Source organism: Amycolatopsis sp. cmx-11-12, assembly GCF_046269425.1.
In the GTDB taxonomy this organism is placed as follows: Bacteria; Actinomycetota; Actinomycetes; order Mycobacteriales; family Pseudonocardiaceae; genus Amycolatopsis.
The window spans coordinates 301890-318203 of the sequence record NZ_JADNQM010000001.1 but is presented as its reverse complement, the minus strand read 5'-3'; the positions used below and the strand labels follow the sequence as shown (position 1 = coordinate 318203).

General features: G+C 67.9%; 11 protein-coding genes and 1 tRNA gene. 4 read left to right on the top strand and 8 right to left on the bottom strand.

Going from position 1 to position 16314, the window contains the following annotated elements; genetic code table 11:
* Nucleotide 1: 1 nt before the first annotated feature.
* From ACLARN_RS01525 to ACLARN_RS01505, 5 genes are all read right to left on the bottom strand, one after another.
* On the bottom strand, nucleotides 2-1465 hold the full coding sequence (locus tag ACLARN_RS01525; protein WP_409489479.1) for a peptidoglycan D,D-transpeptidase FtsI family protein: 1464 nt from the start codon (nucleotides 1463-1465) through the stop codon (nucleotides 2-4).
* Nucleotides 1462-2940, bottom strand: a complete 1479-nt coding sequence (locus ACLARN_RS01520) for an FtsW/RodA/SpoVE family cell cycle protein (RefSeq protein WP_409489478.1) — start codon at nucleotides 2938-2940, stop codon at nucleotides 1462-1464. The genes ACLARN_RS01525 and ACLARN_RS01520 overlap by 4 nt, the downstream gene beginning before the upstream one ends.
* Complete coding sequence (locus ACLARN_RS01515) at nucleotides 2940-4334, bottom strand: PP2C family protein-serine/threonine phosphatase (RefSeq protein ID WP_409489477.1); 1395 nt, start codon at nucleotides 4332-4334, stop codon at nucleotides 2940-2942. The genes ACLARN_RS01520 and ACLARN_RS01515 overlap by 1 nt, the downstream gene beginning before the upstream one ends.
* Nucleotides 4331-4798 carry an FHA domain-containing protein FhaB gene (locus tag ACLARN_RS01510; RefSeq protein WP_007030429.1) on the bottom strand — a complete coding sequence of 156 codons (468 nt, stop codon included), beginning with the start codon at nucleotides 4796-4798 and terminating at the stop codon, nucleotides 4331-4333. The genes ACLARN_RS01515 and ACLARN_RS01510 overlap by 4 nt, the downstream gene beginning before the upstream one ends.
* Before the next feature lie 160 nt (nucleotides 4799-4958).
* A complete protein-coding gene (locus ACLARN_RS01505) occupies nucleotides 4959-6227 on the bottom strand; it encodes a DUF3662 and FHA domain-containing protein (protein ID WP_409489476.1) in 1269 nt (422 codons plus the stop codon).
* A gap of 129 nt (nucleotides 6228-6356) precedes the next feature.
* On the opposite strand from ACLARN_RS01505, the gene ACLARN_RS01500 reads away from it, so the two are divergent.
* Nucleotides 6357-6439: transfer RNA gene (locus ACLARN_RS01500), tRNA-Leu, on the top strand.
* 436 nt (nucleotides 6440-6875) lie between these two features.
* Nucleotides 6876-8777 carry an AAA family ATPase gene (locus ACLARN_RS01495; RefSeq protein ID WP_409489475.1) on the top strand — a complete coding sequence of 634 codons (1902 nt, stop codon included), beginning with the start codon at nucleotides 6876-6878 and terminating at the stop codon, nucleotides 8775-8777.
* Here the strand turns inward: ACLARN_RS01495 and ACLARN_RS01490 are convergent.
* Together ACLARN_RS01490 and ACLARN_RS01485 are read right to left on the bottom strand one after the other, a co-directional pair.
* Entirely contained in the window at nucleotides 8755-10446 is a 1692-nt protein-coding gene (locus ACLARN_RS01490) for a hypothetical protein (protein ID WP_409489474.1), read from the bottom strand. The two genes, ACLARN_RS01495 and ACLARN_RS01490, sit on opposite strands and share 23 nt — an antisense overlap.
* A 111-nt stretch (nucleotides 10447-10557) precedes the next feature.
* Nucleotides 10558-10932, bottom strand: coding sequence for an FKBP-type peptidyl-prolyl cis-trans isomerase (locus ACLARN_RS01485; protein ID WP_409489473.1), 375 nt, complete (start codon nucleotides 10930-10932; stop codon nucleotides 10558-10560).
* A 142-nt stretch (nucleotides 10933-11074) separates the two neighbouring features.
* On the opposite strand from ACLARN_RS01485, the gene ACLARN_RS01480 reads away from it, so the two are divergent.
* Complete coding sequence (locus tag ACLARN_RS01480) at nucleotides 11075-14311, top strand: penicillin acylase family protein (protein ID WP_409489472.1); 3237 nt, start codon at nucleotides 11075-11077, stop codon at nucleotides 14309-14311.
* On the opposite strand, the gene ACLARN_RS01475 is transcribed toward ACLARN_RS01480, so the two are convergent.
* Entirely contained in the window at nucleotides 14308-15219 is a 912-nt protein-coding gene (locus ACLARN_RS01475; RefSeq protein WP_409489471.1) for an oxidoreductase, read from the bottom strand. The genes ACLARN_RS01480 and ACLARN_RS01475 overlap by 4 nt on opposite strands.
* On the opposite strand from ACLARN_RS01475, the gene ACLARN_RS01470 reads away from it, so the two are divergent.
* The gene (locus ACLARN_RS01470) at nucleotides 15218-16306 is read left to right on the top strand and encodes a trans-sulfuration enzyme family protein (RefSeq protein ID WP_409489470.1); all 1089 of its coding nucleotides are present in this window, start codon (nucleotides 15218-15220) and stop codon (nucleotides 16304-16306) included. The two genes, ACLARN_RS01475 and ACLARN_RS01470, sit on opposite strands and share 2 nt — an antisense overlap.
* Nucleotides 16307-16314: the final 8 nt, after the last annotated feature.

Genomic DNA, 16314 nt, shown 5'->3' with positions numbered 1-16314 from the left:
GCTATCCACCCCCGAGCATCGCGTTGACGGCGGCGCGGCCGATCTCCGCGGCCACGGTGCCACCGGTCGCTTCGAGCCCGCGGTTGCCGCCGGACTCGACGATCACCGAGACGGCGATCTTCGGGTCCATCGCCGGTGCGAACCCGGTGTACCAGGCGTGCGGCGGGGTGGCCTTCGGGTCGTTGCCGTGTTCGGCGGTGCCGGTCTTGGAGGCGATCTGGATGTCGCCGCGTTTGCCGGCGCCCTTCGTGTTCTCCTCCGACGCCAGCATCATGTCGCGCAGGATCGCGGCGTTCGCGCTGGACATCGCGGCGTCGCCGGTCAGTTCGGTCGGGGTGTAGTCCTCGATGGTCGACAGGTTCGGCGCCAGCAGCGACTGCACGAGCTGCGGCTTCATCGCCATCCCGTTGTTGGCGATGGTCGCCGAAAGCAGGACGTCCTGGATCGGCGTCAGGCGCACGTCGCGCTGCCCGATGGCGCTCTGGAACAGGGCGGCCTTCGAGTCGAGCGGGCCGAGGGTGGAACCGGCGACCCGCATCGGCACGGCCAGGTCCTCGCCGACACCGAAGTTCTTCGCCGTCGCGTTCAGCTTCTCCTTGCCGAGTTCGCCCGCGAGTTCGGCGAAGGGCACGTTGCACGAGTACCGCAGCGCTTCCTTCAGCGTGCTGCCCTTGCAGGGCGCGCCGCCGTAGTTCTCCAGCGTCGTCTGCGTACCGGGGAGCTTGACGTTGGGCGCGGTGTTGACCGGCGTGTCCGCCGTCTTGCCGTTTTCGAGCGCGGCCGCGGTCACCATCAGCTTGGCCGTCGAACCGGGCGGGTAGGTCTCCGAGATCGCGCGGTTCAACATCGGCTTCTTCGGATCGTCGCGCCACTGCCCCCAGGCCGCGACCTGCTCCTTGGTGGTGTGCGAGGCCAGCTTGTTCGGGTCGAACGACGGCGTCGACACCATGGCGAGGATGCGCCCGGTCTTGGGCTCCATCGCGACCACCGAGCCGGTGTAGCCCTTCTGCGTCATCAGGTCGTACGCGGCCTTCTGCACGGCCGGGTTGATCGTCAACCGCACGTTCCCTCCGCGCGGGTCGCGGCCGGTGACCATGTCCGAAAGGCGCCGCACGAACAGCCGCGGGTCCGAACCGTTGAGGACGTCGTCCTCGGACCGCTCCAGGCCGCCCGAGCCGTAGTTGATCGAGTAGTAGCCGGTGACCGGCGCGTACATCGGACCGTCGGCGTAGGTCCGGATGAACTTGTACTTGTCGTTCGACGGGTCGACCTTCGCGAGCGCGGCGCCGTCGGGCGTCACGATCAGCCCGCGCTGGCGGGAGTACTCGTCGTAGAGCACACGCACGTTGCGCGAGTCGGTGCGATAGTCGTCGGCCTTGACGACCTGGATATAGGTGGCGTTGGCCATCAGGAGCACCACCATGACGAGCATGGCGACACCCACCTTGCGGAGCGGGGTGTTCACGAGGGGCTCCCCTCACCGGTCGCGGGCGGCCGCTGGACCATCACCGTGTGCGCTTCGGCGATCGGCGCTTGCGGCTGCTGCGGCTTCGGCCGCACGGCGGGTTTGCGGGCGGCGTCGGAGATTCGGAGCAGGAGGGCCACCAGGATGTAGTTCGCGAGCAGTGAAGAACCACCACGGGAGAGGAACGGGGCGGTGATCCCGGTGTTCGGGATCAGGTTCGTGACGCCGCCGACGACGACGAAGATCTGCATGACCAGGGCGAACGACAGGCCGCCGCCGAGGAGTTTGCCGAAGGTGTCCCGGACCGCGAGGGCGCTGCGCATCCCGCGCATCGCCAGGATCAGGTACAGCATCAGCATCGCGACGAGACCGATCAGGCCGAGTTCCTCGCCGATCGCGGTGGTGATGAAGTCCGTCTTGGCCTCGGGGACCATGTCCGGCCGTCCGGCGCCGAGGCCGGTCCCGCCGACCCCGCCGGTCCCGAGCCCGAACAGCCCCTGCGCGACCTGGTAGCCGCCGCCGAGGTCGTCGTAGGTGGCGAGCGGGTCGATCCAGTTTCGCACCCGCTGCTGGACGTGCGTGAACAAGTTGTAGGCGATGATCGCGCCGGCGGCGAAGAAGCCGACGCCCAGCACCACCCAGATGACCCGTTCGGTCGCGACGTACAACATCACCAGCGTGACGCCGAAGAACAGCAGTGACGTCCCGAGGTCCTTCTCGAACACCAGCACGCCGAGGCAGGCGGCCGCCGCGATCAGGATCGGGCCGAGGTCACGGGCACGCGGCAGCTCGACGCCGACGATCTTCTTGCCCGCGACCATGAACAGGTCCCGTTTCGTCACCAGGAACGAGGCGAAGAAGATCATCAACAGGATCTTCGCGAACTCGCCGGGCTGGATCGAGAAGAACGGGAGCTTGATCCAGACCTTCGCGCCGTTGACCTCGGAAAGGCTCGACGGCAGCACCGCGGGCAGCGCGAGCGCCACGATGCCGACCAGACCGCAGATGTAGCCGTAGCGGGTCAGCGTGCGGTGATCGCTGATCACCACCAGCACCACCACGAACAGCACCAGCGAGATCGCGGTGAACAGCACCTGCTTGGTGACGTCCGGCGTGTATTCCTTGCCCTGCTGGATGGCGCGTTCCGCCAGCGCCAGGTCGATCCGGTGGATCATCACCAGGCCGAGCCCGTTCAGCAGCGCGACGCACGGCAGGATCACCGGGTCCGCGTACGGCGCCCAGCGCCGGACCGCCAGATGCGCCGCCGTCAGCACCCCGAGGTAGGACAGCCCCAGCCAGATGATCGAGCTGGTGAGCTCCTGCTCCTGGTTCGCCTCCACCAGCACGAGCGCGATCGTGACGATGAACGTCGCGAACGCCAGGAGAACGAGCTCGGTCCCGCGCCGGGTGGGCAGCTCGCGCGGAGGGTTCGTGGCGAACTGGGCCGAAGCCGGATCGGCGAGCGGCGTGCTCATCAGTTACCGCCCCCTGGTGCTGCCGTTCCCGGCGTAGAGCAGTCCCTCCCCGCTGGCTGGTTCGCCGAGCTGGGCGAGGCAGGGGTAGAAGGGGAGGCCGCCGACGACGACACCGGAGGCGACGACGCGGGAGGCGACGTGGAAGTCGAGCTGGTGTTCGGTTTGCAGTCGGCCAGCTGCTTGTGTGGCCGCAGGAAGTCGTCGATGTACTTGCGGGCGTCGTCGAGGTTGTCCTTCTTGACACCGTTCTTCACCGCGATACGCGCGTCCTCCTGGAGCGCGGGCACCAGCAGCTTGTCGGTGCAGAGCCCGCCCGGCGGGCAAGAGCCCTGCTCGTAGGCGTGCAGGTCGATGCCGAGGATGCTGCCGGGGACGCCGCGGTAGATCACGACCTCCTCGCCCTGACCTTCGCCGACGTAGTACTGGCTCAGCACGAAATACCGCGTGGCGATCGCCGCCGCGGCCAGCACGATCAGGACGACCACTGCTCCCGCCAGCCAGCGAAATCGCCTCCGGCGCTTGACCTTCGGGTCCTCCTGTGGTGGCTGGACCTCGGGCCGCGGCTGCGGCGAGGGCTGGGTCAGCGCCCTGGCACGGGCGGCGGGGGAGTCGCCCTGGTGGAACTCGTCACTGCCGTCTCCGGCGGCGCCGCCCACGATGGGCGCGTCCTCACCGAAGTCGACGTCGACGACGTCGGCGATGATCACCGTGACGTTGTCCGTGCCGCCGCCCTTGAGCGCCAGCTCGATCATCCGGTCCGCGCAGGCCTGCGGATCCGGGATCTGGATGGCCTCGGCGAGCGTCTCGTCGCTGACCATGCCGGACAGGCCGTCCGAGCAGATCAGGTAGCGATCGTGGGCGCGGGCCTCGCGCACCGTCAGGCTCGGTTCGACCTCGTGGCCGGTGAGCGCCTTCAGCAGCAGCGACCGCTGCGGGTGCACCGCCGCCTCTTCCGGCGTGATCCGGCCCTGTTCGAGAAGTTCGTTGACGAAGCTGTCGTCCCGCGTGATCTGCGAGAACTGCCCGCCGCGCATCAGATACGCGCGCGAGTCGCCGACATGCACGACACCCATCCGCGAACCGGCGAACAGCACGGCGGTCAGGGTCGTGCCCATCCCGTCGAGGTCCGGGTCCTGCTGGACGAGTTCGGCGATGGCGGCGTTGCCGTTCTGGACGGCCTCGCGCAGCTGGGCGAGGAGGTCGTCGCTCGGATCGTCGTCGTCGAGCGGGGCGAGGGAGGCGATGACGACCTTGCTGGCCACTTCACCGGCGGCGTGGCCGCCCATACCGTCGGCGAGTGCGAGCAGGCGGGGACCGGCGTACACGGAGTCCTGGTTGCTGGAACGCACCAGGCCCCGGTCGCTGCGAGCCGCGTAGCGGAGGACGAGAGTCATGGGCGAAGCTCGATCACCGTTTTGCCGATCCGGATGGGGACTCCGAGCGGGACCCGGAGGGGTGCCGTGACCTTAGCCCGGTCGAGGTACGTCCCGTTCGTCGAGCCCAGATCTTCCACGTACCAATCCTCCCCGCGCAGTGCGATCCGGGCGTGCCGGGTCGACGCGTAGTCGTCGTCCAGCACCAAGGTCGAGTCGTCGGCACGGCCGATCAGGATCGGCCTGCCGTCCAAGGCGATCCTGGTGCCTGCCAGCGCGCCATGGGTCACGAGCAGCTGCTGCGGCGACTTCCCGCCGCGCGGCTTCTTGTTTTCCTTCTTCTTGCGACCGAACGTCGGGACGGCGACGCGCAGCCCGGAAGCCGCGTACAGATCCGAGCGGACGACGCGCAACGCGGCGAACACGAAGAGCCAGAGCAGCACGAGAAAGCCCACCCTGGTGAGTTGAACGACCAGCTCTGGCACTTGTTGTGTCCGCTCCCGTATCTCCTGTACGCCGCGGAGAGACCGGGCCGTCCGGGATGGTCGGCTCCGAACAGCCTTGCTCTCCGCATACGACCTGAAGTGCCGATCCACCGCAGGTCCCGCACCGCAATTCTGCGGTACCCCCTTCAGGCGCCGCCGGTCAGCCCTGCGTACGGAACACGAGAGACGAGTGGCCCACGCGGATCACGTCGCCGTCGGCGAGCTGCCACGTCTGCACCGGGGTGCCGTTGACGGTCGTGCCGTTCGTCGAACCGATGTCCGCGAGCGTCGCGCTCTGGCCGTCCCAGGTGATCTCCAGATGACGGCGCGAGACACCGGTGTCCGGGAGCCGGAAATCGGCGTCCTGGCCACGGCCCACGACGTTCCCGCCCTGCTTCAGCGAGTACGAGCGGTTCGAGCCGTCGTCCAGCTGCAGGCTCGCGGCGAGCTGACGGCCGGCCGCGGGCTGGCCGCCGTAGCCGCCACCCTGCGCGTACGGGTCCGCGGCGGGCTGGCCGTACTGCTGCTGGCCACCGCCGTACTGGTCGTACCCGGGCTGCTGCTGCTGGCCGCCGTACTGGTCGTACCCAGGCTGCTGGGCACCGCCGCCATAGCCCTGGTCGTACCCGGGCTGCTGCTGCTGCTGGCCGCCGTACTGGTCGTACCCAGGCTGCTGAGCGGCGCCGCCGCCGTAACCCTGGTCGTACCCGGGCTGCTGCTGCTGGCCGTACTGGTCATAGCCGGGCTGCTGAGCGGCGCCGCCGCCATAGCCCTGGTCGTACCCGGGCTGCTGCTGCTGGCCGTACTGGTCGTAACCAGGCTGCTGGGCACCGCCATAGCCCTGGTCGTAGCCGCCCTGCTGCTGGCCGCCATAACCCTGGTCGTACCCGGGCTGCTGCTGGCCAGCCTGCTGTCCGTAGCCGTACTGGCCCTGCTGCTGGCCGTACGGGTCACCCTGGTCGTATTGGCCGTAGCCGGGGGGCTGGCTCATTGCTGGGTCTCCTGCGTTGCTGGGTCGTGCCGACCGTGACGAACCTTCGGCGCCATGGGGATTGACGTCGGGATCGACGGACGAACGGGTCTTGAACTGTCCAGTATGCAGCGCCTCGTTGCGCTCGAGCGAAACTACGACGTCACCATAGGTGTCCCAACCGTGCTCGGCGAGGTGTTCCTTGACCGCCTCCGCCAACACCGACGTGACCCGACGCTCGTCTCCGGCCATGCGCTCGTGATCAGCCTGCCCCAACGACACGATGTAGTGATTGGGGGCGAGCTGTCGACCACCGGCCAGCTCACGAACGTTCTCCTCGCTCTCGCGCTCAAGCGCCACCGCCACTTCCTGCGTGACGACGTTGCCACCGAACATGCGCGCGAAGGTATTGCCCACAAGGTTCTCGAGCCGCCTATCAAAGCGCTCTACGCGGCCCACCGGGCAACCTCCTCACACGTGTGCTTCCCCGTCGATCCTATCCGGGTACGGCCAGTCGGACACGGCCCCCGGTGAAACCCGTGAAATCAGCCTGCTACGCTTTGCGAGCTGTCAGAGAACGAAGCACTCGGGCGAGTGGCGGAATGGCAGACGCGCACGGTTCAGGTCCGTGTGTCCGAAAGGACGTGAGGGTTCAACTCCCTCCTCGCCCACCCGTAGTCAGAGGCCCCTACGCTAGCGCGACGGGGCCTCTTTCGCGTTGGTCGTCGCTCGTCAATTCCCGGGGGGCCGAGCCCGCCGGACCCCACGGTGCGTCCGGCGCGTGTTGTCCGTCCAGTCACGCGTGTCATCCATCGGATCACACGTGTCCTCCGTCCAGTCACGCGAAACCACCTCACCTGTCCCTTTCGGTCAGTTGGCGAGGTCAGGCCCGGTTCGATCTGGGTTGTCGAGGTGGACGAAGCGACGTGAGTGGAATCGGCGATGTGCTCGAAACACTTCGCCGACCTCCGCTCGCGCGGGATGAATTCGAGTGGCGGGGCGGTCACTTCCGGTAAGGTCGGCGGCTCACCGTGGGGAGGGGTGAGCGTGAACGAGGCGCACTTCGGTGGGCAAGCCCACAGTTCGAGGGTTGTTCAACGCCAGGTCATGGCGGTGACCACGTACTACACCAACTACGCGGACCAGCTTCGCCAGCTCGACGAGGTCTTCTGCCCGGAGAACCGCGCCGAGGGGCCGGTCATCGGGTACGTGACGGGACCGCCGGGTAGCGGCCGCAGCACACTTTGCCGCAAGTGGGTGAACGACCAGGGGAAGGACACTTTCCCTGACGGAACCTTCTACATCGCGCTCGCGCTGTCGGCCGAGCGGGCGCCGGACGCTCTCGAAGATCTGTTGCGCGCGGTCGGGTACCGGCCGGACGAAATCCCGTCCGGTCTGGAAGCACGGTCGGCGATGTGGCGCAGCTGGAGTTACGGCAAGAAGATCGCGGTCATCATCGACAACGCCTTGCTGCCGACCGAGATCGCGCCGCTGATCCCCGGTGTGGGTCCCGCCGCGGTCCTCGTCGTCGCCAGTGGCGAGTCCCGCAAGCTCCGGACCGAGTACCCGGGTAAGAGTGTGCGGATCGACCCGCTGACCGACGAAGCCGCGCGGCTGCTGCTCGGCCGGATGATCGGAACGGACCGGCTCGAGACCGAAGCAGGTCCGATCGATGAGCTGATCGGCCTCTGCGCCGGACTGGCGGGCGCGCTCACCGTGCTCGGGGCCATGCTCGAAGACGAGCCCGCGACGCGGACCCTTCGCCGGATCGAGCACAAGGGCGGCGTGCTCGACGCGCTCGAGTTCGCCCCGGTCTTCGATGCCGCGTATGACTTGCTTTCCCCTCTTTGTCAGGATTGCTATCAGGTACTCGGGGTTCATCCCGGAGACGGTGCGGTCGCCGCGCGCACTGTCGCGGACATCCTCGGCAAGGACGAGTTCGACGTCTCCGACGCCCTCCGGGACCTGACGAAACGACACCTTGCCCAAGAGGTCGCGGAAGACCGGTACCTGATCGCGGGCAGCATCGTCCGGGACCACGCCGCGACGAAGGCCGACGGCGAACTGCCGTCGCGGATCGTCTCCGCCTATCGCGGCAGGGGGCTCGCCGTCGAGGCCGCGTTGCCCAACCGCGGCTGGATGGCGGAGATCTGGCCACAACTAACGGTCGAGCCGTTGGCCGAAGAGGTCGCCGCCAGGGACTGGCTCGACGTCGAGCGCGAGAACCTGGAAGCCGTGGTCGAGCTGGCCTATCGGCTGGGAATGCACCAATGGGTCTGTCAGTTCTGCCTGGTGCTGTGGCCGGTGCATCTCAAGGGTGAGCATTTCGGCGAGATGGTGCGGGTGAACGATCGCGGGATCGAAGCCGCCCGCGCGTGGGGCAACGACCTCGCTGCCGCCGTGATGACGTTCCAACTGGGCTTCGCCTATCGGCAGGCTTATCAAGCGGGCTTCGCGGCCATCCGGTTCCAGGAGTCGATCGACTTCGCGAGCGAGGCCGGTTCCTCCACCGCGCTCGCGACGGCCATCGAGTCACTGGGGTTGGCGAAACTCGACCTCGCCGAGCACGCGGAGGCGGAGACGCTGTTCCGGCAGGCGCTCGATTTGGCGACGCAGCTGGGAAAGAAACGACGGATCGCGCTCGCCCGCTTTCATCTGGCGAAGGTCCGCCCGCCGTCGGAGGCGTTCGAACTGCTCGACGCCGCCGAGGCCGTCCTCGGCTCCGAGCACCTCAACCAGGTCAAGATCGCCTTGTGGCGGGGCAAGAAACTGCTCGAAGCCGGTGCACACGCGGACGCGACCGCCGTCTTGACCGGCACGCTCGCTTTGGCGACCGATCGTTCCTTCAATCGTGAGCGGGCCGAAACCAACGAAGCGCTGGGCGACTCGGCGTTCGCGACGGGCCGGCCTGCCGACGCGCGTGCTTTCTGGGAATCCGCGAAGGAGATCTACTACTTCTACGGCTTCACTCCGGACCGCGACAGGGTCAGTGCGAAGCTCGCACAGTGATCTTCGCCGAGTAAGTCGTCGGGCCGCGTCGCAACCGGAGCTCTTGCGGCACGGCCTCACCACCGAGCAAGGCGTAGAGGACGGAAACGAACGCGGGATCGGCGGTGCCGATACCGAACCGGAGACCATCGTGGGTTTCGACCCGCCATTCGTCTTCATCCGCGCGGATGGCCGCGACCCGGCAGCCGGGTAGCGCTCGCAGTGTCGCGGCGGTCCAGGTGTCCGGGGCGTGGGCGATGTCGGGCCGCATCACGACTTCGGCCAGTCGCAGCAGCGCGATGTCCGGCTCGTCCGTGCCGACGACCAGATGGGTGTTCGCCCTGCCGAGCGTTCGTTTCGACCGTCCATCGACGGGATAACGCGACAGAGTGGCCGTCCCGTCGGTGGCGAACGACACCTCGGCCGTCCATGCCCTCGGATTCGGGGGAGCGATGTCCGGGACCGGAAGGGCCTTCAGCGACGGCGCGATGGTCGGCGGGGCCAGTCCGATCGCCGAGTACCAGAGGTCGCGAAGCAGATCCGCGGCCTTGCCCGGCACGGAGGTCGCCAATTCGGTGATCTCCGCATAGCGTCCCGGTCGATGCGCGTCGATGATGTCATCGAGCCGCGTCGACGAAACCGCGTCCAGCCGCGGTGCCGTCCGCAGGAGCAGGGCGATCGGGGAATCCGGGTGGACGGTCTCTTGCGGGGCGGAGCCCAGGACGACCGGGGTGCCGAGACAGGCGGAATAGAAGGTGACCGAACCGTGGTCGCCGATGGTCAGATCCGCGGCGACGAGAGCCGGACGCCAGAGATCCTCGTTTTCGAGGACGAGGACACCAGCCCGAGTGCAGTCGTCGAGCCACATTTTCACCTGCCACGGAGAATGGCCTTGAACGATATTGGGATGCAGGGCGACGGCTATCCGGTACGAATCGTAAGGAAGCTCTTGGGCGAGTTTCAGCACCAGTGAAGTGTTCGCGCCGAGCAGCGACGAAGTGCCCCATGTCGAGGAAACGACCACGAAACGCTGGGCCTTGTCGAGTCCGAACGCCTGCCGGTACGTCTCCCGAAGTGGTGTGCTCGCTTGGAGCCTGTCGAGACAGGGATCGCCGGAGACGATGGCGCGTTCGGCGGCCTCGGGGCAGGCCATGCGCAGCCGTTCCAGCTGTTCCTCATGGGAAAGGACGATATGGGTGGCCACGACCTTGCCGTCGTGCATCAACCAGGGAGCGGAAAGCCCGAATACGGTTTCCGGTTTCCGGTTTCCGGTTTCCGGTTTCCGGTTTCCGGTTTCCGGTTTCCGGTTTCCGGTTTCCGGTTTCCGGTTTCCGGTTTCCGGTTTCAAGAATTTATTGTAGCCCATTCCGTGTGGGACAACGATGAGCGGCGCCGCTATCTCGTGCAGGTCGCCCCCATAACTCGCCGAAATCGCCGAGTCGAAATTGGTCCGGATCGCGCGGTCCCACGGCAGGGTCGTCACGCCGCGCGCGGCGAGGTATTCGGCGGTGCCGTCGGTGAAGGCGCTGGAGCCCGGGCAGGTGAAGACGATCTGGACGCGCGGGTCGCCCGCGAAGAGTTCCAGGACGTCGAACAGCCGGGTGGCGGCGGTGACGTTGTGCACGACAGCGAGGACCGTCCGCTCGGTGGCGACCGTCCTCCACTGTGGAGAGAGGGGGACAGTGGGCACGAAGGGCGATGCTACCCACCGGGGAACGTCGAGTTCAGAAGCTCGCGGTGCCGTGTAGGTCACCTCCCGCCCCGGTGGAGTGGCTCCGCCGGGGCAGGAGGTCGAAGTGGGTCAGTTCACGCCGACCAGGTCGACGACGAAGATCAGGGTTTCGTTCGGCTTGATGACGCCGCCGGCGCCGCGTTCGCCGTAGGCCAGGTGCGGCGGGATGACCAGCTGGCGGCGGCCACCGACCTTCATACCCGCGACGCCCTGGTCCCAGCCGGGGATGACCTGACCGGCGCCGAGGCCGAAGCGCAGCGGCTCGCCGCGATCCCAAGACGCGTCGAACTGGTCGCCGGTCGAGTGCGAGACACCGACGTAGTGCACCGAAACGGTGTCGCCGGCCTTGGCCTCCTGGCCGTCGCCGACCGAGATGTCGGTCTTCTCCAGGTCGGAGGGTGCGGGCCCCTCGGGGCGGTCGATCTGGGGCTTTTCCAAAGACATGCCCACAAGCTACCTGTGCAGGTCCGGGGTTCGCAGGTCGAAGTGTTCCGCCGAACGGTGGCAAGAACGCGAATAGTCTTCACAAATTTGGATACCCGTGGGTAGTGTGCGCCTCGTCACTCTCCGACGACGGAGGTCTTTCATGCGACGAGGCATACGGGTCTTGACGACGCTGGCGGGGTTGACGCTGGTGGCGGGAACCGTTCCGGCACTCCAGGCGAACGCGGCGGAAGCCCCACAGAACTCCGTGGTGGCGGCCGCGCTCGACGACTACTGCGGCGGCCAGTGTTCCGACATCCTGCCGCCGGGCACCAAGGGGAACGCCACGCTCGCCGAGATCCTGGCGCACAAGGCGCTCGGCACCCGTCCCGCGCATTCCGCCGACCAGCTCGGCAGGTACGCCTCGCTCGCTGACGGCTACAAGACGCTGACCACGGACAAGATCAACCAGTTCTTCAACGACGCCTCGTTCGGCGTCCCGTCCGGGCAGGTCGAGAGCACGATCAAACCGCGTTCGGACGTGACGATCACCCGTGACAAGGCGGTCGGTGTTCCCCGCATCGTCGGCACGACGCGGCCGGGCACGATGTACGGCGCCGGGTACGCCGCCGCGCAGGACCGGCTGTGGCTGATGGACATCATGCGCCGTGTCGGCCGCGGCCAGCTGACCTCGTTCGCCGGTGGCGCGCAGGGCAACCGTGACCTCGAGCAGAGCTTCTTCTCCTCCGCGCCCTACACCGAGCAGGAACTGCAGAAGCAGATCGACAACGCCGCGGCGAGCGGTCCGCGCGGCGCACAGGGCAAGGCCGACGCCGAGGCATATGTCCAGGGTGTCAACAAGTACATCTCCGACGCGCACAGCGGCCGCTACTTCCCCGGCGAGTACGTCCTCACCGGGCACGTCGACGCGATCACCAACGCCGGGACCATCGAGCCGTTCAAGCTGACCGACCTCGTCGTCCTCGCCGCCGTGGTCGGCGCGCAGTTCGGCGCCGGTGGCGGCGGTGAGGTGCAGAACGCGATCGCGAAGATGGCGATGCAGGAGAAGTACGGCCTCGAACAGGGCGACAAGGTCTGGAAGAGCCTTCGCTCCGAGGACGACCCCGAGACCGTCAAGACCCTCCACAATGGACAGACCTTCGACTACGGCAAGGCGCCGTCGAATCCGCAGGGCGCGGCCGTCCCGGACAAGGGTTCGGTCTCCGGGCAGCAACTCGTCTTCGACCCGACAGGTTCCGCCGGGACTCGGGCGCCCGCCAAGGTCGCCGTTCCCGCGCCCGAAGACCAGAAGGCCGTCCGCGGCATCTTCGACGACGGTGTCTTGCCCGGCAACATGCTCTCCGAAAAGCACGGCATGTCCAACGCGCTGGTCGTCTCCGGCGCCAAGACCGCGAGTGGTCACCCCGTCGCCGTCTTCGGCCCGCAGGCCGGCTACTTCGCGCCGCAACTGCTGATGCTGCAAGAACTTCAGGGCCCCGGCATCAGCGCCCGCGGCGCCTCCTTCGCGGGCATCAGCATGTACGTGCTGCTCGGCCGCGGCAAGGACTACTCGTGGAGCGCGACTTCGGCGTCGCAGGACATCACCGACACCTACGCCGTCGAACTGTGCGAGCAGAACGGTTCCGCGCCGACGAAGAACTCCGCCTTCTACCGCTTCCGCGGCCAGTGCCTGCCGTTCGAGATCGTCGAGCGCAAGAACGCCTGGAAGCCCACGATCGCCGACGGGACCGCCGAAGGCTCGTACACGCTGCGCAGCTTCCGCACGAAATACGGTCCGGTGACGAGCCGGGCACTGGTCGGCGGCAAGCCGGTCGCGTACGCGTCGCTGCGGTCGACCTTCCAGCACGAGATCGACACGATCATCGGCTTCCAGAAGTTCAACGACCCGGACGCGATCAAATCCGCGCAGGACTTCCAGGCCGCCGCGGCCGACGTCAACCAGACCTACAACTGGTTCTACGCCGACTCCCGCGACGTCGCGTACTTCAACTCCGGCTCGAACCCGGTCCGCAATCCCAACGTCGATCCGGCGATGCCGGTGCGGGCCGACGCCGGATTCGACTGGCAGGGCTGGAATCCCGACGGAAATCTGGCGAACTACACGCCGTCGTCACAACATCCGCAGTCGATCAACCAGGATTACTACATCAGCTGGAACAACGCCCAGACCAAGGGCTACGCGGCCAGCGGCGCGGACAAGAGTTCCGTGCACCGCGGTGATCTGATCGACGCGCGGGTCAAGAAGCTGGTTTCCAGCGGCACCAAGGTGACGCGGGTGAACCTCACGCAGGCGATGGAAGAGGCGGCGCTCGCCGACCTGCGGGCGGAGAAGGTGCTGCCGGAACTGTTCAAGGTGATCGACAAGGCCCCCGTGACCGGTCCGGCCGCGGACGCGGTGGCGAAGCTGAAGACCTGGCTCGCCGCGGGCGGCCTGCGTTCGGAGACCTCGCCCGGAAGCAAGGCCTACGCGAACGCCGACGCGATCCGCATCATGGACGCGTGGTGGCCGCTGCTGGTCAACGCCCAGTTCAAACCCGGTATGGGCGACGCCGCCTACGCCGCCATGGTGGGTGTGCTGAAGATCAACGAGTCGCCTTCCGGCTGGCAGAACGAGGTTCCCGGCAAGCACGTCGGCCAGTCGCACGCCGGCTCGTCGTACCAGGCGGGCTGGTGGGGCTATGTGCACAAGGACATCCGCTCGGTACTCGGGCAGAACGTGGCCGGACCGTTGGGCGCGAAGTACTGCGGTAACGGTGACGTCAACGCCTGCCGCCAGGTCCTGCTCGACTCGCTGACGCAGGCCGCCGCGCAGCCCGCCAACACCGTGTACCCCGGTGACGGCGACTGCTCGGCGGGTGACCAGTGGTGCGCCGACACGATCATCCACCGGGCACTCGGCGGGATCACGCAGGACAAGATGAGCACCCAGAACAGGCCGACCTTCCAGCAAGTCGTCGAGTTCCCGGCGAAGCGCGGCGACAACATCGCCAACCTCGCCACCGGCCGGTCGGTCAGCGCGAGCAGCCACGAAACAGGCTGGTACAACTCGCCGCCGTCCAACGCGATCGACGGGAACCTCTCGACCCGCTGGGCGAGTGACTGGAGCGACAACCAGTCGATCACCGTCGACCTGGGTTCGGTGCAGCGCGTTTCCCGCGTGATCCTCCAGTGGGAGTCCGCGTACGGGAAGGCGTACCGGGTGCAGGTCTCATCCGATGGGACGAACTGGCGAGAGGTGGCGTCCACAGTGGACGGAGACGGCGGGAAGGACAACGTCGCCTTCGAAGCCACTGACGCCCGCTATGTCCGGATGGCCGGGGTTCAGCGCGGCACGAAGTACGGCTACTCCCTCTACGAGTTCGAGGTGTACGCCCACTAGTCCGTGCCGGATGGCCCGCCTTGATGGATCACTTCGAGGCGGGCCAGGTCGTCGGACGTGAGCCGCAGCGCTCCGGCGGCGACGTTGTCGGCGAGGTGGCCGAGGTCGCCCGTACCCGGAATGACCAGCACGTTCGTCCCACGGTGCAGAGCCCACGCCAGGCGGATCTGCGTCGGCGTGGCCTGGTGCGCGCGGGCGATCGCGAGCACTTCGTCCTGCTCGGCGCCGCTGGGACCCGCCTCGCGCCCGGCTCCGGCGATGGCGAAGAACGGGACGAAGGCCACGCCCTGTTCACCGCATTCGCGCACCAGTTGATCCTGCTCGGGACGGTGGCCGAGGCCGTAGGAGTTCTGCACGCACACCACCGGCGCGATCGCCTGCGCCTGAGCCAGCTGCTCCGCATCGACGTTGGACACGCCGAGGTGGCGGATCAGGCCGGCGTCGCGCAGCTCGGCCAGCGCGCCGAAGTGGTCGGCGATCGCACTTTGCCCGGCCAGCCGCAGGTTCACCAGATCCAGGTGGTCGCGGCCGAGCTGGCGCAGGTTCTCCTCGACCTCGCCGCGCAGTTGTTCGGGGGTGGCCTCGGGCAGGAAGCCACCGGACGGATCCCGGCGCGGCCCGACCTTGGTGGCGATCACCAGATCGTCGGCGTACGGCGACAGCGCGGAGTTGATCAGCTCGTTGGCCGACCGGCGTGAGGAGAAGTAGAACGCCGCGGTGTCGACGTGGTTGACGCCCAGCTCCACCGCGCGGCGCAGCACCTTGATCGCCTGGTCGCGGTCACCCGGCGTGGCGTCGGGCGCGAACGCCTGGCCTCGTTGAGGCAAGCGCATCGCGCCGAACCCGACCCGGTTGACCCGCCTGTCGCCGAGCGTCCAGGTCCCCGCGTCGATCGTCCCAGAAGTCATGGCCGGAGTCTGGCACGTGATCATCCGCGACCTTTACGGTGGCGGGGTGGACACGAACGACTGGTCACCCCGCACCCTCGCCGTCGCCGCCGGACGCCCCGAGGGCCCCGGCGAACCGCTGAACGTGCCGATCGTCGCGGCGAGCACCTTCGACGCCGGCGCCGATCGCGCGTATTCGCGGGAGAACGGCACGCCGACCTGGGAAGCCCTCGAAACCGCGATCGGCGCCCTCGAAGGCGGGCACGCGACCGCGTTCGCCTCGGGGATCGCGACGCTCAGCGCGGTGGTGGACACGTTGAAGGTCGGCGCGAAGGTTTGCGTCCCGACGTTCTCCTACGCCGGGTCTCGCGGGCTGCTCGCGCACGCGCACCGGACCGGCCGCCTGGTGGTCACCGAGATCGCGCCGGACGACACGGCCGCGTGGGTCGCCGCCGCGGACGCCGATCTGCTCTGGCTGGAATCCCCGACGAACCCCACCCTCGACGTCATCGACATCGAGACGATCGCCGCCGCCGCGAAGGGCCTGGTCGCCGTGGACAACACGTTCGCCACCCCGCTCGGCCAGCGGCCACTCGAACTCGGCGCGGACATCGTCGTGCACAGCGCGACGAAACTCATCGGCGGACACAGTGATCTGCTGCTCGGCCTGACGATCGCGGCCGACGAAGGCGTCGCGAAGGACCTGCGCGACGCGCGCACCCGGATGGGCGCGACGCCGGGAGCGCTCGAAGCGTGGCTGGCGCTGCGCGGCCTGCGGACGCTGCCGGTTCGCCTGGCCGAGCAGACGCGTTCGGCCGCGTTGCTGGCGGCGCGGCTCCTGGACCACCCCGCGATCACCCGGGTGCGTTATCCCGGTTCCGGCACGATGATCGCGTTCGAACTGCCGGACGCGGAGACCGCGGACAAGGTCATCGGTTCGCTGCGGCTGATCCGCGCGGCCACCAGCCTCGGCGGCGTCGAGAGCCTGGTCGAGCGGCGGGCCTGGCTGGCGGGCGACGCCCACGTGCCCGCCGGACTCGTCCGATTCAGCGTCGGGCTCGAGGATCCGGAAGATCTCTGGACGGATCTGGCTTCGGCACTTGGCTAGCGCCTTAA

Excerpts from the sequence above, each read along its gene's own strand:
- ACLARN_RS01520 (WP_409489478.1), bottom strand. The coding sequence starts at position 2,940 with ATGAGCACGCCGCTCGCCGATCCGGCTTCGGCCCAGTTCGCCACGAAC.
- ACLARN_RS01515 (WP_409489477.1), bottom strand. The coding sequence starts at position 4,334 with ATGACTCTCGTCCTCCGCTACGCGGCTCGCAGCGACCGGGGCCTGGTG.
- ACLARN_RS01495 (WP_409489475.1), top strand. The coding sequence starts at position 6,876 with ATGGCGGTGACCACGTACTACACCAACTACGCGGACCAGCTTCGCCAG.
- ACLARN_RS01485 (WP_409489473.1), bottom strand. The coding sequence starts at position 10,932 with ATGTCTTTGGAAAAGCCCCAGATCGACCGCCCCGAGGGGCCCGCACCC.
- ACLARN_RS01480 (WP_409489472.1), top strand. The coding sequence starts at position 11,075 with ATGCGACGAGGCATACGGGTCTTGACGACGCTGGCGGGGTTGACGCTG.
- ACLARN_RS01470 (WP_409489470.1), top strand. The coding sequence starts at position 15,218 with ATGGCCGGAGTCTGGCACGTGATCATCCGCGACCTTTACGGTGGCGGG.
- ACLARN_RS01475 (WP_409489471.1), bottom strand. The coding sequence starts at position 15,219 with ATGACTTCTGGGACGATCGACGCGGGGACCTGGACGCTCGGCGACAGG.